At 48.1% G+C, this 21,854-nt stretch carries 17 protein-coding genes; 13 read left to right on the top strand and 4 right to left on the bottom strand.

All coding sequences use genetic code 11. The features are described 5' to 3' along the window. Positions 1–85: 85 nt before the first annotated feature. Together H3H32_RS04830 and H3H32_RS04825 are read right to left on the bottom strand one after the other, a co-directional pair. Positions 86–1,201 (bottom strand): D-TA family PLP-dependent enzyme, encoded by a 1,116-nt coding sequence (locus H3H32_RS04830; protein WP_182461534.1) that lies wholly within the window; start codon positions 1,199–1,201, stop codon positions 86–88. A 3-nt stretch (positions 1,202–1,204) separates the two neighbouring features. Further along, positions 1,205–1,681 (bottom strand): RidA family protein, encoded by a 477-nt coding sequence (locus H3H32_RS04825; RefSeq protein WP_182461533.1) that lies wholly within the window; start codon positions 1,679–1,681, stop codon positions 1,205–1,207. Between the two features lie 115 nt (positions 1,682–1,796). Between H3H32_RS04825 and H3H32_RS04820 the strand changes: the two genes are divergently transcribed. Both H3H32_RS04820 and H3H32_RS04815 read left to right on the top strand, forming a co-directional pair. Then, a complete protein-coding gene (locus tag H3H32_RS04820) occupies positions 1,797–2,192 on the top strand; it encodes a VOC family protein (protein WP_182461532.1) in 396 nt (131 codons plus the stop codon). Positions 2,193–2,343: 151 nt separating this feature from the next. Further along, a complete protein-coding gene (locus H3H32_RS04815; protein ID WP_182461531.1) occupies positions 2,344–2,955 on the top strand; it encodes a hypothetical protein in 612 nt (203 codons plus the stop codon). 117 nt (positions 2,956–3,072) lie between these two features. On the opposite strand, the gene H3H32_RS04810 is transcribed toward H3H32_RS04815, so the two are convergent. Next, positions 3,073–3,729, bottom strand: coding sequence for a CoA transferase subunit B (locus H3H32_RS04810; protein WP_182461530.1), 657 nt, complete (start codon positions 3,727–3,729; stop codon positions 3,073–3,075). Positions 3,730–3,801: 72 nt separating this feature from the next. Here H3H32_RS04810 and H3H32_RS04805 point away from each other — a divergent pair, with 72 nt between their 5' ends. Next, positions 3,802–4,197: a GxxExxY protein gene (locus tag H3H32_RS04805; RefSeq protein ID WP_182461529.1), complete on the top strand. Its 396-nt coding sequence runs from the start codon at positions 3,802–3,804 to the stop codon at positions 4,195–4,197. An 18-nt stretch (positions 4,198–4,215) separates the two neighbouring features. On the opposite strand, the gene H3H32_RS04800 is transcribed toward H3H32_RS04805, so the two are convergent. Then, positions 4,216–4,920: a CoA transferase subunit A gene (locus H3H32_RS04800; protein ID WP_182461528.1), complete on the bottom strand. Its 705-nt coding sequence runs from the start codon at positions 4,918–4,920 to the stop codon at positions 4,216–4,218. A 248-nt stretch (positions 4,921–5,168) separates the two neighbouring features. On the opposite strand from H3H32_RS04800, the gene H3H32_RS04795 reads away from it, so the two are divergent. From H3H32_RS04795 to H3H32_RS04750, 10 genes are all read left to right on the top strand, one after another. After that, positions 5,169–5,900 carry a hypothetical protein gene (locus H3H32_RS04795; protein WP_182461527.1) on the top strand — a complete coding sequence of 244 codons (732 nt, stop codon included), beginning with the start codon at positions 5,169–5,171 and terminating at the stop codon, positions 5,898–5,900. Beyond that, positions 5,897–8,668, top strand: a complete 2,772-nt coding sequence (locus H3H32_RS04790) for a TonB-dependent receptor (protein ID WP_182461526.1) — start codon at positions 5,897–5,899, stop codon at positions 8,666–8,668. Before H3H32_RS04795 ends, H3H32_RS04790 begins: the two co-directional genes overlap by 4 nt. 125 nt (positions 8,669–8,793) lie before the next feature. Next, positions 8,794–9,909, top strand: a complete 1,116-nt coding sequence (locus tag H3H32_RS04785; protein ID WP_182461525.1) for a DUF4249 domain-containing protein — start codon at positions 8,794–8,796, stop codon at positions 9,907–9,909. 253 nt (positions 9,910–10,162) lie between these two features. Further along, the gene (locus tag H3H32_RS04780; RefSeq protein WP_182461524.1) at positions 10,163–11,278 is read left to right on the top strand and encodes a DUF4249 domain-containing protein; all 1,116 of its coding nucleotides are present in this window, start codon (positions 10,163–10,165) and stop codon (positions 11,276–11,278) included. A gap of 50 nt (positions 11,279–11,328) precedes the next feature. Then, complete coding sequence (locus H3H32_RS04775) at positions 11,329–13,740, top strand: hypothetical protein (RefSeq protein ID WP_182461523.1); 2,412 nt, start codon at positions 11,329–11,331, stop codon at positions 13,738–13,740. A 65-nt stretch (positions 13,741–13,805) separates the two neighbouring features. Continuing rightward, entirely contained in the window at positions 13,806–16,394 is a 2,589-nt protein-coding gene (locus H3H32_RS04770; protein ID WP_182461522.1) for a glycosyl hydrolase, read from the top strand. Positions 16,395–16,711: 317 nt separating this feature from the next. Next, on the top strand, positions 16,712–17,515 hold the full coding sequence (locus H3H32_RS04765) for an SDR family oxidoreductase (RefSeq protein ID WP_182461521.1): 804 nt from the start codon (positions 16,712–16,714) through the stop codon (positions 17,513–17,515). A gap of 60 nt (positions 17,516–17,575) precedes the next feature. Next, a complete protein-coding gene (locus H3H32_RS04760; RefSeq protein ID WP_182461520.1) occupies positions 17,576–18,487 on the top strand; it encodes a helix-turn-helix domain-containing protein in 912 nt (303 codons plus the stop codon). Positions 18,488–18,753: 266 nt separating this feature from the next. Next, positions 18,754–20,895: an outer membrane protein assembly factor BamB family protein gene (locus H3H32_RS04755; RefSeq protein ID WP_182461519.1), complete on the top strand. Its 2,142-nt coding sequence runs from the start codon at positions 18,754–18,756 to the stop codon at positions 20,893–20,895. 2 nt (positions 20,896–20,897) lie between these two features. Further along, positions 20,898–21,797: an ROK family protein gene (locus H3H32_RS04750; protein ID WP_240543659.1), complete on the top strand. Its 900-nt coding sequence runs from the start codon at positions 20,898–20,900 to the stop codon at positions 21,795–21,797. Positions 21,798–21,854: the final 57 nt, after the last annotated feature.

Genomic DNA, 21,854 nt, shown 5'->3' with positions numbered 1-21,854 from the left:
ATGTCTCTGTGACCTCTGCGGTTAAAAATGATACAGTTAGATACAGATTTACAGCCTCGTAATTAGTCCTGTAAAATCGTAGTAATCACACCGTTATTTTCCGATCTCGGGAAACCGTCAGCCACTCGCCTGTGGTGGTCCCACCTTCAATTGTATAGGCCCGTTCATAAAGGGCAACGGTTGGGCAAACGTGGTTGGGAATGCCATAGACTATATCGCCTACTTTGTACGAATGGCCCTCTCTTGCTTCCAGTACCAGGTGCTCTTCGCTTTGTCCAACGGCTTTCAACTCAGGCGCATTCAGGAATGTAACCCGTCCAACCAGATCGCCCTCGGCGGCAATAGACTTATGCCCTAAATCAACACAGATTTTCGAGGATTCGGGCAACGAAATAACCCGTGCAACAACTAGAGCCGCTGGTTGAAACGCCTGTTCTGGCAAAATCGACTGATAACCTTTGTCCCAGTAAATAAAGGTACCGGGACTACATTCAACATCGGCCCGTTTGGCATGAATCGGGAAGGTTGGGCTGCCACCAACAACAATGATCGGCTTGGTAAATCCTCGCGCGGTCAAGGTTTCTCGCAACAGTTGAACTGGCCAGAACGCGGCATCGCATTCGGAGGTGCGAATGGCCAGATCCGAATTACGCAGGTGCCCATCGTAGGCATGTAAACCAACGGGTTTTACACCTGCCAGTTCATTGAGTTCGGTATAAAGCGTCAATACAGCACCGCCCGGCGCAATACCCGTTCGGTTCATGCCTACGTTCAAATCAATGTATACTGGCACCACTACTCCAGCCGCTACAGCCAATTCCGACAGTTCGCGACCGGTGTCGATATTATCAACCAGACACGAGAACTTGGTTTCCGGGTAGGCTTTTATCAACGCTAGCAGCCGATGCATTTTGGCTTCATTGGGTTGATAAGCCAGCAGCACGTCGGGCGCGCCAATCATGGCCAGCATTTCGGCTTCGGCAATGGTAGCACACTTGAATTTCTGAATACCCGCTTCCAGCAACAATCGGGATGCCTCCCGCGATTTATTGGTTTTTACATGTGGCCGTAACCGGCCCACATCCCCAATCATGCTTTTCAGGAGGGCAATATTCTGTTTCACCCGGTCGGGATACAGCACCAACGCGGGCGTATCGAGTTGGGCAATGTCATCAATCTGATACCAGGGTGTTTGTGCCATCGGTTAAACGAGTTCAAAAAGGGCTTCTACCTCAACTGGAATATTATCGGGCAACGAACCCATACCTACCGCCGAGCGGACGCCGATGCCATTTTCTTGTCCCCAAACAGCGGAAAACAGCTCGCTGCATCCATTAATAACGTAAGGATGACGACCAAAATCAGCAGTACAGTTCACCATACCCAGCACTTTGATCACCCGCTTCACTCGGTCGAGGCTACCCAGGTGGGTTTTGATAGTGGATAGTATAGTAAGGCCAACCTGACGGGCAGCCAATTTACCCTGTTCGATGTCCATATCAGCGCCAATGCGGCCAATGATCAGGCTTTTGTCGTCCTGAACAGGGCCATGTCCTGATACGTACAGGTATTTGCCGTCGATCAGATACGGTTTATAAACTCCCAATGGTTGGGGAGCGGGTGGCAACGAAAGGCCAGTTTGCGCAAAGGCTGCTTCGGGTGATAAAGTGGAAATTTCCATACGAATTGCTAGTCAATAATCCCTCAAGGCATAGGGTTTGCAAACTTAATCGAAAGTGGGCGTCTGGTTGCTATATTGTCCCGTATTTACAAAACCATAGATTGAAAATAGCCCCATGAAACAACGAATTGCCCACCTGGCTCTGGTCGTGGACGACTACGACGATGCCATCCAGTTTTACACAAAAAAGCTCAATTTCACCCTCCTTGAAGACACTATCCTGAGCGAGACAAAGCGCTGGGTGTTAGTGGCTCCTCCCGGTTCGACGGAAACGTGTTTACTTCTTGCTAAAGCGGATGGTGAAGAACAACGGAGTCGAATTGGGAATCAAACTGGCGGACGCGTTTTCTTATTTTTATTTACAGACGATTTCTGGCGGGATTACAACCAAATGCAAGCCAACGGTATCCAGTTTGTACGTCCTCCCGTCGAAGAGGTTTATGGAACGGTGGCTGTCTTCGCCGATTTGTACGGGAATTTGTGGGATTTGCTGGAGCCGAAGGAAAAATAGCAGGGTTTTCTTGATGGTTATACTTAACCATTAACATTCACAAGGAAGCTGATCCAGTAGATACTTATGAACAATTCGGCTCAATCATATCACAGCTTCCTGCTAAAATCTCGTTATATTCATGTATCTGCCCTAAAAATCGTCAGACAAAATGTATTTCCTCAAAGCACTTTTTGTCGGTTTTTCACTATTAGTTGCTTCCATAGGCTACGCACAAAATTCGGAACCGAGTCCACCCCGCTATTTATTAGGCATTAATGAGCTGGCGTCCCAACGCTTCACAGAGGTTTGGGTAAAAAGTGATATAGATTTTAAGCACTATAAACGGCAGGAACAATTTCCGGTTAATCAGCTACCTGCCTATCTTAAGCCTAAGGCGAACACAGTAAGCTTGCTTATGGCAAAGCCTGATTCGTCGATTTTATATAAAGCAGCTTTCCTAATCAATGCGACGAACGACACGGTCCATATTGATCGGGCCGATGCCACGATAGCGCACATCCGCACAGAGGTTTATACAAAAGGGCAATGGCTGACGCTACAAAAAGACAGGGGAGCGTGTTGCGGGAATAGTTATAGGACAATGTCACTAGCTCCAAAGCACTACGTCTTGCTACAAATTGATCAGCTATCGGGCCCTATGAAAGTGCCTTACAGAATCGTTGTACAGGTAAATGGTAAAGACGTATTATCGGAACCAACAACCGTCCATCTATTTCCAGCCTTATTAAATTTGGCCGGTACTGAGTTCACTGACCCTTAAAACAAGCCCATTTAGGTTAATTGATTTACAATGGGTTTCGTTATAAAACCGATAGGTTTTGAGAAACCTAAACTGTCAGCTTTAAGAAGCTGACATCACGAAAATCACGAAATCTGGTCAAAGCTTCATCTCCGGAATCTCCCCCTCTATCAACAATTTACCTTCCGTGGCCTGTCGAACCTCTTCGACTGTTACACCCGGTGCCGTTTCTACTAGTCTGAAGCCACCTTCGGGTAGTACATCCAGAACAGCCAGCTCGGTTACGATTTTCTTGACACAACGTAAGCCCGTCAGTGGTAACGTACATGTTTTCAGCAATTTCGACTGACCGGCTTTATTGACGTGCTGCATGGCGACGATGATATTTTTGGCCGACGCCACCAGATCCATTGCGCCCCCCATGCCTTTCACCATCTTGCCGGGAATCTTCCAGTTGGCAATGTCGCCGTTTTCCGACACCTCCATAGCACCTAGAATCGTGAGGTCAACGTGGCCGCCCCGAATCATGGCAAAGCTGTCGGCCGAGCTAAACAACGACGACCCTACTTGCATGGTAACAGTCTGTTTCCCGGCATTGATCAGATCAGGGTCGACTTCGGCTTCTGTCGGGAAGGGGCCAATCCCCAATAATCCATTTTCTGATTGCAAAACAACGTTCATCCCATCGGGAATGTAGTTGGCAACCAACGTTGGAATACCGATCCCTAAGTTGACGTAATAACCGTCGCGAAGTTCCTGCGCAATTCGGCGGGCAATTTGGTGTTTGTCTAACATGATGCCAATAGAACGCTGATTTTTAAGATTGTTATAGTTACTTTATGATTTTGTAAACCAACTACAATGATTATGAATACTAGCTACCAACATTCCGATCTCACTCAATTGATTTTAAAAGCATTCTTTAATGTGTATAATAAATTGGGCTACGGATTCCTAGAAAAGGTTTATGAAAATGCTATGCGCGTAGAGATTGCCAAATTTGGCTTATCCTGTACTGCTCAACAACCCATTGATGTATATTATGACACAGAGAAAGTGGGGATATATTATGCTGACTTGGTAGTAAATAATTGTGTAATCGTCGAGTTGAAAGCAGCTATAGGGCTAGCTCCTGAACATGAAGCCCAGTTAACAAACTACCTCAAAGCCACTAATATTGAGGTTGGTCTATTACTTAATTTTGGGCGGGAGCCCCAGTATAAACGCAAAGTCTTCACCAACAATCGAAAAAACCATCTTTGATCTTTAAAATCATAAAAATCAGCGTTCCATAAATCTGACCGTCCGTTGCTCAATACGCTTTTCGTAATTGACGCCCTGAAAAATCCGGTGGACACAAATGCCCGGTGTATGAATCTGGTTCGGATCGAGTTCACCCGCAGGTACCAGTTCTTCGACTTCGGCAATGGTAATGTTACCCGCCGTGGCCATCATGGGGTTGAAATTGCGGGCAGTTCCCTTAAAAATAAGATTCCCGGCCATGTCGCCTTTCCAGGCCTTTACCAGCGAGAAATCAGCTTTTAGCCAGCTTTCGAGCAGGTATTGTTTCCCATCAAACTCCCGAACTTCTTTACCTTCAGCCACTTCGGTACCTACGCCCGCCGGGGTAAAAAAGGCCGGAATACCCGCTCCACCCGCCCTGATTCGTTCGGCTAGCGTCCCTTGCGGAATCAGGTCAACCAATAACTCGCCCGATAGTAGCTGCCGTTCAAATTCCTGATTCTCACCCACGTACGACGAAATCATTTTACGAACCTGCCTTGTTTTTAACAGCATTCCGATGCCAAAATCATCGACCCCCGCGTTGTTAGAAATGCAGGTCAGGTTTTTTACCCCGGTTCGAAGGAGAGCTGCTATGCAGTTTTCGGGTATGCCGCATAGCCCAAAGCCCCCTAGCATCAATATAGCGCCATCAGGAATATCGGCGACGGCCACATCGGCCCCCTCTACGACTTTATTTATCATTTACGTAAGCTAGTAGGATTGTAGTTTTGACCGTACAATATAGCAAGACAACCTCTTACCAAACGCAATAAACGGTTATGAGGTAACGTAATGGCGAAAAAGGCTACCAAAGTAGAAAACTGTTTATTCTGTTTTTTTATACAAAACGCAAATTATCTGCTTTTAAAGCCATTTTCTGCGCACTCTGTACTATATTTTGCCTTCAAAGATTAACGTTTTTAACTTTTCGTTCACACTAATAAGATTCTATGCGGTATACTGTACTGATTCTTAGTATTCTCGCGCTGGCAACCCGTGCCGCAGGACAGGCATCCGCCCCAGATAGCTCCTTTATCCAGACTGCCCAAAACCAGGCTATTCGCTTATACGAGCGCAGCATGTATAAACAGGAGCATGTTTTCGAAGGGAACGAGTACATTCCGCATGATCACCGGATAAAAATACATCCTTTCTTTCCCGTCGACAGTTTGCAACGGGGCACGATTACGTACAATGGTGTTTATTATCACGATATCCCCATGCTGTACGACGTTGTTCGGGATGAGCTGGCGATTCAGCCGCCCGAAGGAGGCTATCGGGTTCGACCTCATACCGAAAAAATCAGCAACTTTTCGATCGATCAGCACCAGTTTGCCCGACTCGTTGGCGACAGTGCACTGGGGGTTCGCACCGGCTTTTATGAGATCCTGTATAACGGAAAAGTTAAAGTACTGGCTCAGCGCGTAAAAACGGTGCATGAAGACATTTCGAGTGGCACCTACAAGGCTGACTATCTGGTAAAAGATCGCTTCTACATCCAGAAAGAAGGAGCCTACCATGAAGTAAAATCGAAGGGATCTGTTCTTAGTTTGTTTCCCGACCAGGCCAAAGCCTTGCGTAAATACCTGCGTAGCAACAAGCTTAAATTTAACGAAGAACAACGCGAAGCTGCTATTACGCAGGCAACGAAACGTTATGAGGAATTAACGAATACTCTATGATGCCATTTTACCGCGCCACCTTCCTGGTATTTGTATTACTTGTCGTTAAGACAACCCTGTTCGCGCAGTCATCAACCGACAGGCCGATTCAGGGAAACTTCCAGAATATGCGTTTTGAGCAGTTTGTTCAGGCCGTTGAAACGCAAACGCCTTACCGTTTCTTTTACAATACCGCCGATGTGGACAGCCTCATCGTGGACATGAAGGTTGAAAACCAGCCTTTACGAACGGTGTTGCAACAGCTTTTTAACGGCACGAAATTCAATTACGCCATTGATAATCAGCGTCGAGTGTACATCACCACAACCCGGCCTATCCGTACCGAACTACCCATTGGGTTCTTTCAACGGGGGGCGCTTACAGCCGGGGCCGACTCTACATCTAATGCTTACCTAAGCGAAAGCCAGAAGAAACTGGCCGAACCAGAAACCAAAGTCTATGAGATCGGGAAGCGTACCAATCCTATCCGGCCGGGCCGCTCAACCATCGCCGGGTTTGTTCGTAACGTAGCTTCTGGCGAACCCATTGTCGGGGCAGCCATTTACGTGGAGAATCCGCGCATCGGGACCGTTTCCGACCAGTTTGGGTACTATTCAATTACGTTGCCTCGCGGCCGACATGAGCTTAAAATACGGAGCATTGGTCTGAAAGACACGCGGAGACGGATTATTCTTTATTCGGATGATAAGCTCAACATCGAGATGGAAGACGATGTAATTGCCTTGAAAGAAGTCGTGATTGAAGCCGAAAAAGACAAAAACATTTCGGGGCTTCAAATGGGGCAAGAACGCGTCGACATAAAGAGCATCAAACAAGTCCCAACGGCTCTGGGTGAAGCCGATTTGCTTCGGGTGATTCAGACGCTTCCCGGTGTAAAAACCGTGGGTGAAAGTTCAACCGGACTTAACGTACGAGGGGGCGCCACCGACCAGAACCTGATTCTGTACAACGACGCGCCCATTTATAACTCCTCTCACCTGTTCGGATTTTTCTCGGCGTTCAACCCCGACATGATTAAAAGTGCCGAACTCTACAAAAGTGCGATTCCCTCGAAGTTTGGCGGTCGGCTATCGTCGGTGCTGGATGTACAAACGCGTGACGGTAACAAGAAGAAATTTGTTGGATCGGGAGGAATTGGTTTGTTAACTGGTCGTTTAACCGTTGAAGGCCCGCTGATTAAGGAGAAAACCTCCTTCATTGCGGGTATTCGAACCACCTATTCCGACTGGTTGCTGAAGCAATTACAGAACGCAGCGTATCAGAAAAGTCAGGCGCAGTTTTACGACCTGAACCTGCACATTACGCACGAGATGAACGAACGGAATACGTTCTATCTGACAGGCTACATGAGTAAAGACAAATTCCGGCTCAATAGCGATACCTCTTACAGCTATCAGAACCAGACCGCTACGTTGAAGTGGAAACACATTATCAATAATAAACTCTACAGCGTTTTCACGGGTAATTACAGCGGCTACAAATACAATGTGTCGAGCGATAAAAATCCGGTCAATGCGTATGATCTGGGCTTTTCCATCAATCAATCGCAGGTAAAAGCTGATTTCAACTATTTCCCGACCAACCAGCACGCGGTTGATTTTGGGGTCAGCTCAACGTACTACAAGTTATCGCCGGGCAACTTCCAGCCCAAAGGCAGTGAGTCACTTATTCTGCCCGATGTTGTTCCTACCGAGCAGGCGCTGGAAAGTGCAGTTTATGTTGGTGACCGCTTCGATATTAATCAACGCCTTTCGATTAGTGCTGGGCTTCGGTATTCGTTCTACACGTATTTAGGGCCGGGGTCTGTGTACCAATACGTGCCAGGTCAGCCTAAAACGATCAATACCATCACCGATACAGTAAGCTACGGCAACAATAAAGCAATCGTTAATTATGGTGGCCCAGAATACCGATTGGCCATTCGGTATGGCTTGTCTAATACCTCATCGATCAAAGCCAGTTTCAACCGAACCCGGCAGTATATCCAGATGCTGTCGAACACGACTGTCATTTCCCCCACCGACATCTGGAAGCTGAGCGATCCGAATATTAAACCACAGATCGGCGATCAGTACGCAATCGGATTTTATAAGAACAACCGAAACAACACGATTGAGATGTCGGTAGAAGCGTACTATAAAACGATGCAGAATCGACTGGACTACCGAAGTGGTGCTTCTCTGATTCTGAATCACCATATTGAAACCGATGTGGTCAATGCTGAAGGCCTGGCCTACGGTGCCGAATTTCTGATCAAAAAGATGACGGGCAAACTCAACGGCTGGTTAAGCTATACGTACTCACGAACACTGTTACGAACGAATGATCCGCTGGGTAATGAGATCATTAACAAGGGAAGTTATTACCCCAGTAACTACGACAAACCGCACGATGTGACGATGATCGGCAATTACAAGATTAACCGCCGGTTCAGCATCTCGCTCAATTTCACCTACAGCACCGGACGACCCATTACGTTGCCAGTATCGAAATACGTACTCGACGGTTCGCTGCGGCTGTTGTATTCAGAGCGAAATCAGTACCGGATTCCCGATTACTATCGCGCCGACTTCGCTATGAATATCGAGGGCAATCACAAAGTGAAGAAGCTAGCCCACAGCTCCTGGACGATTGCGGTCTATAACCTGACGGGGCGGCATAATGCTTACTCGGTTTATTTCAAATCGGAGAATGGCCGAATCAACAGTTATCAGCTGTCCATTTTTGGCAACCCGATTCCGTCGATTACGTATAATTTCAGATTTTAAAGTTATGAAGTTATGACACAGAGATCCACGGAGACGCACGGAGATACACAGAGAAAAGGAGTTAAAAAATCTCTGTGTGTCTCCGTGCGTCTCCGTGGATCTCTGTGTCCCAGCTTTTAAACCACATGAAAAATAGTTCTGTAAAACTCCTCGGATGGGTACTGATCTTGCTGGTTGGCGGGTGCGTTGACCCCTATCGTCCGCCCGAAATTGCCTCGCCTGCCAGCTACCTGGTGGTCAATGGATTTTTTAATAGTGCGCCCGGTACCACCACAACCATCCAGTTGTCGCGTACCCAAAATCTGACTGATCCTAAAGCGCCTACTGCCGAAAGCAAAGCCACGGTCACGATTGAGAGTGCGCACAAGGATATTTACACCTTGAAAGAGGGAACCGTTGGGTCGTATACCCTGACGGGCGTAACGCCTGTAGCCAGTGAGACCTATCGGCTACACGTTAAGACCACAGCGGGATCTGATTACTATTCCGATTATGTACCGGTTTTGACCACGCCACCTATCGACAGCATCACCTTTCACCCTGATAATGAAGGTCTACAGATCAACGTCAATACCCACGATCCGAAAAACAACACCCGCTATTATCGTTGGGAGTATGATCAAACCTGGGAATATTTTTCGGAGTTCAACTCGGCGTTTGAGATCGTTAATAACAAGATCGTAGATCGCACGCAAAGTGTGCTCCAGTGCTGGGGAAGTGAAAACTCGTCCAATATCATCACAAGCTCTACAACCCGGCTCAGTCAGGATGTGGTTAGCCAGTTCCCACTGATTCATATTCCCAGCTACTCTATTAAATTGGGAAGCAAATACAGTATTCTGGTTCGGCAGTTTGCGCTGACGCAGGCGGGATTCGATTATTATGATCAGTTGGCCAAAATAACCCAGAGTATTGGGTCTATTTTCGATCCACAACCTTCCCAGATTACCGGAAACATTCATTCGCAAACCAATACCAGCGATCTTGTACTGGGCTTTTTCCGAGTCGGCTCTATCGAAACCAAGCGCATTTTTATTCGCAAATCGCAATTACCAGGCTGGTATACGAATAACGGATTGGGAACGTGTGATATCGATACGCTGGGCGCTGGCGATATCCTAAAAGAACAACCCGGTATCATCAATCTTTATATTCCGGGCCTATATCTGACGACACCTCTACCCTGTGTTGACTGCCGCTTACGAGGTGGAACAATCCAAAAACCTTCCTTTTGGGAGTAATAGTTAATTTTCCACCACAGAGGCATAGAGAGGGCAGAGTATAAACCCTAAATAATCACATAGATTTAGTTAAGCTATTTCCATTTTGTGTGACCCCATCGGGGTAAAAGGTTTATAGAAAACGTATTTACTATAAAGATTTGACCCCGATGGGGTCACACAAAATGCTCAAATCTAAATCTGCTTAGAGGTACCCAGCATTCTCCTCGTCTCTGTGGTAAAAATTATAGCTACATAAGTAAGCGACGTTAAGATGATCAAAAACGGATACATAAACTGGATTATATGGGCAATGATCCTGCTGGCAGGCGGGTGCGTTGACCCCTATCGTCCGCCCGAAATCACCTCACCTGCCAGCTATCTGGTGGTCAATGGTTTTTTCAATAGTGCATCCGGTACCACCACAACCATACAACTGTCGCGAACCCAAAATCTGGCCGAAACGAAGGTTCCCACTGCCGAAACCAAAGCCATCGTTACCATTGAAAGCGCTCATAAGGATGTATACACCCTAAAAGAGGGAGCTGTCGGCTTTTACACACTAACTGGTGTAACACCCTCAGCGGACGAGACATATCGGCTTCATATCAAGACGGCCAAGGGCAATGATTACTATTCTGACTATGTACCGGTTATCGCAACGCCACCTATCGATAGCGTTAGTTGGCGGCCCGACAACGACGGGCTGCAAATCAGTGTAAATTCCCACGATCCTAAAAACAACACCCGCTATTATCGCTGGGAATACGATCAGACCTGGGAATACAATTCTGTTTATCCGTCGGTATTTGAGATCAAGAACAATAAGATTGTCAATCGGCCGGAGAGCGTTTATCGGTGCTGGGATAGTGAAAACTCGTCTACGATCGTATTGGGCACAACAACGCGATTGAGTCAGGATATTATCAGCCAGTATCCACTGGTTTACATGCCTAATTCGTCTGTCAGGCTTAGTGTTCGATACAGCATTCTGGTTCGGCAATTTGCACTCAGCCAGACTGCCTATAACTATTATGATCAACTGGCCAAAATAACCCAGAGTATCGGCTCGATTTTCGATCCGCAGCCTTCTCAACTTACCGGCAATATTCGCTCGCAGACTGACGAAAGCGATCTGGTATTGGGCTTTTTCCGGGTAGGTACGGTCGAAAGCAAACGTATTTTCATTGACAAATCGCAACTGCCACCCTGGACTCCAAATTCAGGGGTAGGAACTTGTCTGGTCGATACGCTGAGCACGGGAGATATCCTACGGGAGCAACCGGGCATTATTGACCATCTTGAAGGACCTCTATACCTCACAACCAATGAAGCCTGCCTCGATTGCCGCATACGGGGAGGAGTAATCAAAAAACCTGATTTCTGGTGATGATACGATTTATAACTAGCCATACAATGCACACCAACCAACAGTCAAGCATGTATTCGATACTGTGCAGAAGTACCAGATACATGCTGGTCAGTCTGCTGCTGTCGAGTAGCTTATACAGTTTTGGCCAGTCGGCAGAATCTGTTAGTGGATTAGTGCAGCCATTTGACAATTATCGCAAACAGACGCTTCAGGAAAAGCTGTTTGTGCACACCGACCAGAGTTTCTATCTGATTGGCGAAAACCTATGGTTTAAGGTCTACTATGTCGACGGTTCTTTCCATAAACCCCTCGATGTTAGCAAAGTAGCCTATCTTGAATTGCTGGATAGCGAGCAAAAGTCCGTTCTGCAAACCAAAGTTTCGCTGGCGGCTAACGCAGGAAATGGCAGCGTGTTTTTACCCGCGTCGCTTCAGTCGGGTACATACCGATTACGGGCTTACACCAACTGGATGAAGAATTTCGGCTCTGATTTCTTCTTCGAAAAAAGACTAACCATTGTCAATCCCTTCAAACCGCTGGGGCTGCCTTTGTTAAAAGACACGCCCGATTATGATATTCAGTTTTTCCCGGAAGGCGGTAACCTCGTGCAGGGGCTTAGTAGTAAAGTAGCTTTCAAAGTTGTCAACCCATCGGGACAGGGAGTGGCCGTTCGAGGTTGGGTGCTGAACGGTCAAAATGATACGCTGTCTCGCTTTACCGCCCAAAAATTTGGGATAGGCACCTTCCTTTTTACGCCAACAGAAGGCACGACTTATCGGGTACTGATACGGGACGAAAAAGGCCGCATGGTCACTCGTCCGCTGCCCGCCGTTCAGCCTCAGGGGTATACCATGCAGCTAACCGATGCAGGTGCTGATCAGCTAAAAATTACCGTTTCTTCGAATTCATCGTCTCCGTCAACCGTGTATCTGTTTGCCCATACCCGGCAAGTTATTAAGGCTGCCGAGGCACGGACTATTCAACGAGAAGCCACATTCCTGCTCGACAAAAAGGCGCTGGGCGAAGGCGTTTCGCACCTAACGATTTTCGACGCAAATCGGCAACCCGTTTGTGAGCGACTGTATTTCAAACGACCTACCCAGCAATTAACGCTTGATCTAAAATCTGACCACCCCCAGTATGTATCCCGTGCCAAAGTGAGCATCGATGCATCGGTACTGGCTCCAGCCACTAAATCCAGTCAGGCTGCACTCTCGATGGCCGTGTACCGGATTGATTCACTAGCGCAAGCTAATTCAGGCTCAATCCTGAGCTATTTATGGATGACGTCCGATTTGCAGGGAACCATCGAATCGCCAGAGTACTATTTACAACCCGAAACCCCCGAAATCGCCCAGGCAACAGACAACCTGATGTTGACGCATGGCTGGCGTCGGTTTCGCTGGAACGATGTGCTATCGCCTGCAACCCGGCAACCGTTGCTTCAGTTTATCCCCGAAGTCAATGGCCCTATTGTTCAGGGAACCGTAACCGATCCGGTATCGGGTAAGCCCATGCCCGACATACAAACTTATCTCTCGACACCCGGCAAACCGGTTCGCTTGTATGTTTCGCGCTCTGATTCGGCCGGACGTATTAAGTTTGAAATGCAGGACTTTTACGGGCCGAAGAATCTGATTCTTCAAACAAACCCAACCGATAGTCTGGCCAAGCTAACGATCAGTAATCCCTTTGTGGATGCCCCTCCCGCCCCAAAACTCCCCGACGTAGCGATTAACGAGACCCTGTCTGACCAACTGGTAAATCGGAGCGTGGCCATGCAAGTTCAGTCAACTTATTGGGGAGATCGAGCCATTCAGTATACGTATCCGGTAGTAGACAGTGCTGCTTTTTACGGCCGTCCTAGCGAGAGCTATTTGCTCGATGCCTATACCCGTTTTCCGCGCATGGAAGAGGTGTTGCGCGAGTATGTACTTGGTGTAATGCCCCGGAAACGGCAGGATCATTTTCGGTTGAATGTGATCAATGGACCTTACCGAACTGTCTTCGAGAATCCAGCTCTGGTGCTCGTTGACGGTGTTCCGATCTTCGACATGGATAAAATTATCGACTTCAGTCCATTGAAAATAAAGCAGTTGGACGTAGTCACAAATTTCTATTACATGAGCCCGGCGCTATTTAGTGGTATTATCAGTTTTATGACCTACAAAGGTGATCTGGCCGGTTTTCCGCTCGATCCTCGTCTGGTAAAACTGGAGTACGATGGCCTACAACTGGAACGCCAGTTTTACTCCCCTCGCTACGATAGTGCCAAGCAGTTGAGCAGCCGCTTGCCCGACGCCCGCACTCTTTTGTACTGGAATCCGAATCTACAAACCAATGCGCAGGGTAAAGGCCATATTGAATTCTACACCTCGGACCAGCCGGGTACTTATCTCGTTGAAGTCAATGGGTTAACCAAAGAGGGTATTGCCGGAAGTCAGCAGGTACGATTTGAGGTAAAAAACAGGCTCGAGTAGGTGAGTACAGTATGGAGTAGAGGTTTCAGAGCTGTTTCTTTACAGGGTCTGATCCCCTACCGTGCATGAAACACGTATTTATCCTTGGCCTGTTGGTTATTTCCCTGAGTTGCTTAGTCGAAGCACAACCAAAACCTACGCCCCAAATCGCTACTGGCAATACCGCTAAACCCTGGACATATTGGTGGTGGATGGGTAGTGCGGTCAATGAAGCGGATATTACCCACCAACTCGAACAGTTTGCGCAGGCTGGATTAGGTGGCGTTCACATCATTCCGATCTATGGAGTTAAAGGCTACGAAAAACAGTTCATTCCGTTTCTGAGCGATCGCTGGCTGGCGGTTTTCGCGCATACGGTTCGCGAGGGGAAACGGCTGGGCGTTGGCGTTGATCTGACGACCGGAACAGGCTGGCCATTTGGTGGACCGGGTATTTCGACATCTACAGCGGCCAAAGTCTGGAAAGTTGAGAATGGAAAGCTAACAACAGCACTAACGAATCAGCAAGTGAAACGGCCCGCGCCGGGTGGGCAGGGCCTAGTCGTCGATTACTTCAACAAGCAGGCTATCCAATATTACTTACAGCGTTTCGATTCAACGCTGAACCGTTTACCCGAAAAACCCCGCGCCGTTTACAATGACTCTTACGAAGTATACGGAGCCAACTGGACGGATAATTTCCTATCCGAATTTAAAGCTCGGCGTGGGTATGATCTCAATAGTCAGCTAGCCTCCCTATTAGATACTACCCAAACTGCCGAAAGTATTCTTGTTCATCAGGATTACCACCAGACACTTTCTGAGCTACTCCATGATGGCTTTGCAACAACCTGGGGAAGCTGGGCCAGTAAAGCAGGTTATTTGTCCCGCAATCAGGCACATGGCTCACCGGGTAACCTGATCGACCTCTACGCCAAAGCCAATATTCCCGAAACCGAATCGTTTGGGTCCAGCCGATTTCCAATTCCGGGCTTACGAGTCGATGCCAATTATGAAGTCGATCGGTTTGGAACGCCTAATCCACTGGCCATGAAATTCGCATCGTCGGCAGCCCATTTGTTGGGTAAACCATTGGTGAGTTCAGAAACCGGGACCTGGTTAGCCAATCATTTTCAGGTGTCGCTGTCGCAGTTAAAGCCGCAAATGGATGAACTGTTTGCCGCCGGTATCAATCACATCTTTTTCCACGGCATTCCCTATTCGCCACAGGCTGAAGCCTGGCCCGGTTGGGTATTTTACGCGTCGACTAACTACGGCCCTAGCTCGCATTTCTGGCCACATTTGCCACAACTGAATCAGTACATCGAACGCTGCCAAACCCGATTACAAGCCAGCAAACCCGACAACGACGTTCTGGTTTACTTTCCGATTCACGACTTGTGGGCAACCAAAGCAAAATCGGCGGGAGGCATTCACCAACTGGAAGTTCACCATGTAGAGCAGTGGCTACTCCCCCAGCCTTTCGGGAAATTGTGCGAACAACTTACTCAACATGGCTATTCATTCGACTATGTTTCCGACGAATTGCTCAAAAGGCTGACCGTCAATAAACAGGGCGTTCGAAGCCCAGGTGGGGCCACGTATCAGGTTGTACTAGTTCCGAATAGTACGTACTTGCCCGAAACGACCCTTAAACAACTGGAACAACTAGCCCGGCAAGGTGCTCGGATTGTGTTTGACGGATTACCACAACAGGCGCCCGGTTTTCACGACCATCAGGCTCGTTCGGCCGAGGTAATTCGACTTGGGAAAGCTCTCCAGCAACTAAAAACGGTAACGGTGAGTACCGATGTATTCCATTCCTTAATGCAATTGGGCATTCGGGTAGAACCCTGGGTAGGAGAAGGATTGTCGTTCATCCGCAAACATCGACCCGGTATTTCGACCGATACAACACAGTATTTCATCACGAACCTCGGCAATCAATTTCACCAAAACTGGATTACGCTATCTGCAACGGGTCGGGTTACTCGATATGACCCACTCACAAATCAAACCAAGCTATTGCCGACTCGAACAGGTAAAGTGGGACAGAATCAAGTGTTTTTACAGCTCGAACCTGGACAATCCTGTTTTATAAACGTCAGTTCTGGCGCACCTGCTTTCGTCAATGAAACAGCACAAAAACAGCTAGAAAATGTCGCCAAAGGTCAGTCTATTTCATTGACGAATCCCTGGCAGGTGCAGTTTTTAAAAGGTCGCCCCAACCTGACAACTACAGCCACCATACCAGCGCTCACCTCCTGGACAACATTATCAGACTCTGCCAGCTATTTTTCTGGAATCGCTCGCTACACAACAACCTTTGATTTGCCCGCTGGTAGTAACGCTTCTACCTACCAACTCAATCTGGGCGATGTTCGTGAAGTTGCCGACGTTCGGCTCAATGGCCAACCTTTGGGAACCGCCTGGTGCATTCCCTTCCAATTGTCTATTCCAGCCAATCAGCTAAAATCCGTCGGAAACAAACTGGAAATTGATGTCACGAACCTCTCGGCCAACTACATGCGATTGTATGATAGGCAAAATCCCGGCTGGAAGAAATTTTACGACATCAACATCGTGGACATCCGCTATCGCCCTTTCGATGCCACGCGTTGGGAAGCCCTACCCTCTGGTTTGCTGGGACCAGTCAAGTTGACAGCGTTGGAGTAGGAAGCATCGTTCCGGTGGTTGCTGTGGTGTCGGTTACCTTTGTTCGGTGTAGTCTCTGGACTACGCTCAACGAGTGTATTTATCCTTTTCTTTCCTATTCTCGCCGGGTTAAAACCCGGCGCAAAAACACAGAATGAATGAGCTGCGCCGGGTTTTAACCCGGCGAGAATAAAAAAGAAAGCAAGACACGCCCCTCAAACAACCATCCCGAATTAAACCAATATAAGGCCCGATTCGGACACAACTAAGTCCGATTTGGAAACAAAGGCCATTGGCAATTGGCTGACTTTTGCATGAGAAAATTCAACAGAAGCAACATGCAAAAAACAATTTTTATAACAGGCGCATCGACAGGCTTGGGAAAAGCGACGGCTAAATTATTTCAGAGAAAGGGGTGGAACGTTATTGCCACGATGCGACACCCGGATAAAGAAACAGAACTGAGTCAATTGGAAAACGTAATCCTGTTGCCACTGGATGTGACTAACCTGGAGCAAATTCAATCCACTGTTGCAAAGGCCATTTCGTTACATCCAATCGATGTCGTTTTTAACAATGCTGGTTACGGTTTACTGGGTGCTCTGGAAGCCCTTGACGATGAGCAGATTTTAAAACAGATCAATACGAATCTTTTAGGCGTAATACGGGTAACGCATGCGTTTATCCCTCATTTCCGAGAAAAGAAAAGTGGTCTGTTTATCAGCACAACGTCTATGGGCGGCCTGTTGGGATTTCCGTTACATTCCATTTATCACGCAACTAAATTTGGCGTAGAAGGCTGGTCAGAAAGTATGTCCTTTGAATTGGGGGTGCACAATATTGGGATAAAAACCGTTGCTCCGGGTGGTATCGCCACTGATTTCCTCTATCGGTCTCTTGATCGAAATTCCAACCCTGCTTATAAAGTGTTAGAGGATAAGTTATTCGCGCTTACGGATAGTATGATGCAGGCGGCCGCCACGGCAGAACAGATTGCCGAAGTTGTTTATGAAGCAGCCACCGACGGTAAAGACCAGATACGATACGTTGCCGGTGCTGATGCCAACGCAATGTATGCCAGACGGTTAGAAATTGGCAGCGAAGAATCCAGAAAAGAAATCAGAACGCAGATTCTGGGATAATCGTTAAAACAGGCAGTTGCCATCTAAGCAACTGCCTGTTGATAATCAAAAAGAGCCAACATGAATAGCATCAATTCCATATCCGAGTTTCATCGGCTGGTATCCTTACCCGAACCTCTACATCCGATGGTAAGCGTAGTCCGCGTGGCGGATATGCGGTTTACGGATAACGAGATCTGGAAACAGTTTTCAATGAATTTCTATTGCGTGTCTTTAAAAAGAGACATTGTAGGAAAAGTAAAATACGGCCAGCAGTACTACGATTACGACAAAGGCCTGATGACCTTTATTGCGCCTAAACAAGTTCAGGCACTCAATGCTCCTCATGGAGAAATCTTACGATCAGAGTCCGGCACGGGAAGCGCGCTGTTATTCCATCCCGATTTTCTGTACAGGCACCCACTCGCGACAACGATCAAAACGTATGGGTTCTTTTCGTATGCGGTGAATGAAGCGTTACATCTTTCAGAGAAAGAAGAAAGGAACATCGTTGACCTATTTGAAAAGATCGCGGCCGAATATCAGCATATCGACCGGCATACCCAGGATATAATTCTTTCCCAAATTGATCTGCTCCTGAATTACAGCAATCGTTTTTACGAACGTCAATTCATTACTCGTAAAGTAGTCAACCATGATGTACTCACCAGAATGGAAGCGCTACTAAATGATCATTTTGATCAGCAAAAAAGTCTGGAGAATGGGCTTCCCAGTGTTGAAGAAATAGCCGAAAAGCTAAACATGACACCTCACTATTTAAGCGACATGTTGCGTTCTCTAACCGGTCAAAGCGCCCAGCAACACATTCAGGAAAAACTGGTTGAGAAGGCAAAAGAATATCTGACCATAACCAATCTGTCTGTCGCCGAAATTGCCTATCAATTGGGGTTTGAATACCCACAATCCTTCAACAAACTGTTTAAAAAGAAAACGAATAGCTCTCCATTGGAGTTTCGGCAAACGTTCAATTAGGTGTGGATTACTTAACGAACGTGAGTTCGGGATTAGAAACGGCCCGTAGGGACTTCACAGCGTCGATAGCTATACATGAGAGACTTTTCTACCGACGCTGCGCTGTTTGATCCCTACGGGATTTTGCCCGCTTTAAAAATCAATTCGGGGTCAAACAAAATGCGCAAATCTAATTCCGCTGCCCAATGAGCCAGAATAATCGTTCGTAGATCAAAGGGTATGTTTCAACAGACAGTATATTTAGGCTGTGACTGTCTCCTACTCCTATGAAACGTTTTTTGCTTCCCTTACTCTTTCTATCGGCTACCTTATTCATAGCCGCTACCTTGACAAATAAATTCGATCCACCTGGCTCTGGTAATGACTGGCCGGAATATCTGGGCGGTCCCGATCGTAATCACTACTCCACCCTTACCCAAATTGATACCACCAATGTGAGTAAGTTGAAGCTGGCCTGGGAATACCACACGCTGGATTCGGGGCAAATCCAGTGCAACCCGATCATCAAAAACGGGGTACTGTTCGGCATGACGGCCACGACTCAACCCTTCGCCCTGAATGCCGCTACGGGTGAGCACATCTGGACTCGGAAGGATACCACAACGGTACGGGCAATGGCTCGTTCGGGTAGTACCAGCCGGGGAGTTACGTACTGGGAAAAGGGTGACGACAAACGTATTCTGTTCACCAACGGGCCCTGGCTGTATGCCATCGAAGCGGCTACCGGCAAACCTGTCAACTCGTTTGGCGATCAGGGTCGCACTAGCCTGAAAGCCGGATTAGGCCCAACCGCAAAAGACAAATCAGTTATCTCCAACACACCTGGTACGGTCTATGGCGACCTGATCATCATGCCGATGCGCCTTTCGGAAGGGGCCGACGCGGCTTTGGGTCATATTCAGGCGTTTAATATCCAGACCGGCAAACTGGCGTGGGTGTTCCATACGATTCCACAACCGGGCGAGTTTGGCTATGAAACCTGGCCTAAGGATACCTATAAAAATACGGATGTAGGTGCCGCCAACAACTGGTCGGGTATGGCTGTTGATCGCCAACGGGGTATTTTATACGTACCGACTGGCTCGGCGGCCTTTGATTTTTACGGTGGGAATCGGCTGGGAGCGAATCTGTTTGCCAACTGTCTGCTAGCCCTCGACGCTAAAACCGGCAAACGGCTCTGGCATTTCCAACTCGTTCACCACGACATTCTGGATCGGGATGCTCCGGCTCCACCCAATCTGGTAACAGTTACCCACAACGGCAAGAAGGTCGACGCAGTGGCGCAGGTAAGTAAACAGGGCTATGTGTTTTTGTTCGACCGGGTAACGGGCAAACCGCTGTTCCCAATCAAGGAAACACCTATGCCTGCTTCAGATGTCGAAGGTGAGAAAGCCTGGCCAACGCAACCCATTCCGACCAAACCCGCGCCTTACGCCCGAAATATATTGACCGAAGTAGATATCAATCCGCTGGCCGAAAATCGGGCAGAGTTACAGGAAACGCTCCGAAAAAGCCGCTACCAGGGTGCATTTACGCCACTCAGCAAAGGAGGAACCATTATTTATCCCGGTCTCGACGGAGGGGCCGAATATGGCGGAGCGGCTGTAGATCCAGACGGCATTATGTATGTCAACAGCAATGAGATGGCCTGGTTGATTTCGCTGAACAAAAAAATGTCTAAAGACCAATTGGCTCAACTCAGCCCTGGCCAACGGGTCTACACCACTACGTGTGCGCAGTGCCACGGTGCCGAGCGAAAAGGGAATCCGGCCAGTGGTTTTCCTTCATTAGTCGACATTGGGAAACGCCGGGATCGGGCATTTGTCAACAACATCGTCTCGAACGGAAAAGGCATGATGCCGGCCTTCCCTAGTCTCTCGGCCAAACAAAAGGAATCGTTGCTGGCGTTTCTTTTCGGAGATGAGCGCAAGGAACAAAGCCATGACACCGAACCTGGCTTGAGTAAAGCTGAGCAAGCCAAAACAAAAGTACCGTATCAGATTTCGGGCTACAGCAAGTTTCTGGATAAAAACGGTTATCCGGCGGTTAGTCCTCCCTGGGGAACCCTAAACGCAATCAATTTGAACACGGGCGAATACGTTTGGAAAACGGTTCTGGGGAATTATCCAGAACTGAAGACTAAAGAACCAACTGGCTCAGAAAGCTACGGCGGACCGGTCATCACGGCTGGTGGAGTGCTGTTTATTGCCGGTACCAAAGACGGTTTATTCAAAGCTTATTCGCGAAAGACAGGTAAGCTACTTTGGCAGACAAAACTTCCAGCCGCAGCATTTGCGACACCCAGTACCTACGAGGTGAATGGCAAACAATACGTTGTTCTGGCTTGCGGAGGCACCAAATTAGGCGCGGCAAAAGGAGATAGTTACGTAGCGTTTGCCCTACCCTAGTTATGCCAGCGACTACTATATTGCATCAGGCCATCGGTATTGATTTAGGTGGTACCCGAATCAAAGGTGTCCTCCTCGACACAAGAACAGGGGAGGTTTTAGAGAAGCGAATCACGCCTACCAACGACGGGGAAACCAACAGTTGGAAAACAGTTATTGCCCAAACCGTACAGGAGTTGAAGGCCAGCACAAGCGAGCCCATTTTGGGCGTCGGTTTAGCGGCTCCAGGATTGCCTAATACAGATAATTCGGCCATTGCCTGTATGCCGGGTCGTTTGCCAGGGCTGGAAGGATTCGCGTGGGGAGATTTCCTGAACGAACGAGTCTGGGTGCTGAACGATGCGCATGCCGCCGTCCTGGCCGAAGCGCGCTTTGGTGCCGCCCGAAACATTTCCAATGCAGCCATGCTTACGCTGGGCACGGGGGTTGGCGGTGGTTTGTTGGTCAATGGTCAACTCTACCAGGGATTTTTTCAGATGGCGGGCCACATGGGCCATATGACTGTTGATGCCGACAGCGACCAGCTCGACGTAACCAACGCGCCCGGCAGTTTAGAGGATGCGATTGGAAATGTAACCGTTAGTCGACGGTCGTATGGCCGATACAAGAGTACGCATGAATTGCTCGACGGCTATGCACAGGGAGAACCCATAGCCACATTGGTCTGGCTGACTTCCGTACGTCGATTGGCTGCAGCCCTTGCGTCCATCGCTAATTCGTTTTCGCCCGAAGTAATTGTATTAGGGGGCGGCATCACGCAGGCCAACGACGCGTTGTTCGCTCCTTTACAAACCTTCATGGACTTGTTCGAATGGCGACCCAGTGGCAAGAAAACCACCATCTGTAAAGCACATTATGAAGACTGGGCGGGTGCCATTGGCGCTGCGGCTAGTTTTCAATGAATAAGTAGGTTTACGGTAGTTAGTTTGAGGTTTACGGTTACGCGAAAGCAACTGTGC

It is taken from the genome of Spirosoma foliorum (assembly GCF_014117325.1).
In the GTDB taxonomy this organism is placed as follows: Bacteria; Bacteroidota; Bacteroidia; order Cytophagales; family Spirosomataceae; genus Spirosoma; species Spirosoma foliorum.
This window is presented reverse-complemented; position numbering and strand designations above follow the sequence as displayed.

What these genes read in the sequence shown, in the direction of transcription:
- H3H32_RS04830 (WP_182461534.1), bottom strand. Translation starts at nt 1,201, where the DNA reads ATGGCACAAACACCCTGGTATCAGATTGATGACATTGCCCAACTCGAT.
- H3H32_RS04825 (WP_182461533.1), bottom strand. Translation starts at nt 1,681, where the DNA reads ATGGAAATTTCCACTTTATCACCCGAAGCAGCCTTTGCGCAAACTGGC.
- H3H32_RS04820 (WP_182461532.1), top strand. Translation starts at nt 1,797, where the DNA reads ATGAAACAACGAATTGCCCACCTGGCTCTGGTCGTGGACGACTACGAC.
- H3H32_RS04815 (WP_182461531.1), top strand. Translation starts at nt 2,344, where the DNA reads ATGTATTTCCTCAAAGCACTTTTTGTCGGTTTTTCACTATTAGTTGCT.
- H3H32_RS04810 (WP_182461530.1), bottom strand. Translation starts at nt 3,729, where the DNA reads ATGTTAGACAAACACCAAATTGCCCGCCGAATTGCGCAGGAACTTCGC.
- H3H32_RS04805 (WP_182461529.1), top strand. Translation starts at nt 3,802, where the DNA reads ATGAATACTAGCTACCAACATTCCGATCTCACTCAATTGATTTTAAAA.
- H3H32_RS04800 (WP_182461528.1), bottom strand. Translation starts at nt 4,920, where the DNA reads ATGATAAATAAAGTCGTAGAGGGGGCCGATGTGGCCGTCGCCGATATT.
- H3H32_RS04795 (WP_182461527.1), top strand. Translation starts at nt 5,169, where the DNA reads ATGCGGTATACTGTACTGATTCTTAGTATTCTCGCGCTGGCAACCCGT.
- H3H32_RS04790 (WP_182461526.1), top strand. Translation starts at nt 5,897, where the DNA reads ATGATGCCATTTTACCGCGCCACCTTCCTGGTATTTGTATTACTTGTC.
- H3H32_RS04785 (WP_182461525.1), top strand. Translation starts at nt 8,794, where the DNA reads ATGAAAAATAGTTCTGTAAAACTCCTCGGATGGGTACTGATCTTGCTG.
- H3H32_RS04780 (WP_182461524.1), top strand. Translation starts at nt 10,163, where the DNA reads ATGATCAAAAACGGATACATAAACTGGATTATATGGGCAATGATCCTG.
- H3H32_RS04775 (WP_182461523.1), top strand. Translation starts at nt 11,329, where the DNA reads ATGTATTCGATACTGTGCAGAAGTACCAGATACATGCTGGTCAGTCTG.
- H3H32_RS04770 (WP_182461522.1), top strand. Translation starts at nt 13,806, where the DNA reads ATGAAACACGTATTTATCCTTGGCCTGTTGGTTATTTCCCTGAGTTGC.
- H3H32_RS04765 (WP_182461521.1), top strand. Translation starts at nt 16,712, where the DNA reads ATGCAAAAAACAATTTTTATAACAGGCGCATCGACAGGCTTGGGAAAA.
- H3H32_RS04760 (WP_182461520.1), top strand. Translation starts at nt 17,576, where the DNA reads ATGAATAGCATCAATTCCATATCCGAGTTTCATCGGCTGGTATCCTTA.
- H3H32_RS04755 (WP_182461519.1), top strand. Translation starts at nt 18,754, where the DNA reads ATGAAACGTTTTTTGCTTCCCTTACTCTTTCTATCGGCTACCTTATTC.
- H3H32_RS04750 (WP_240543659.1), top strand. Translation starts at nt 20,898, where the DNA reads ATGCCAGCGACTACTATATTGCATCAGGCCATCGGTATTGATTTAGGT.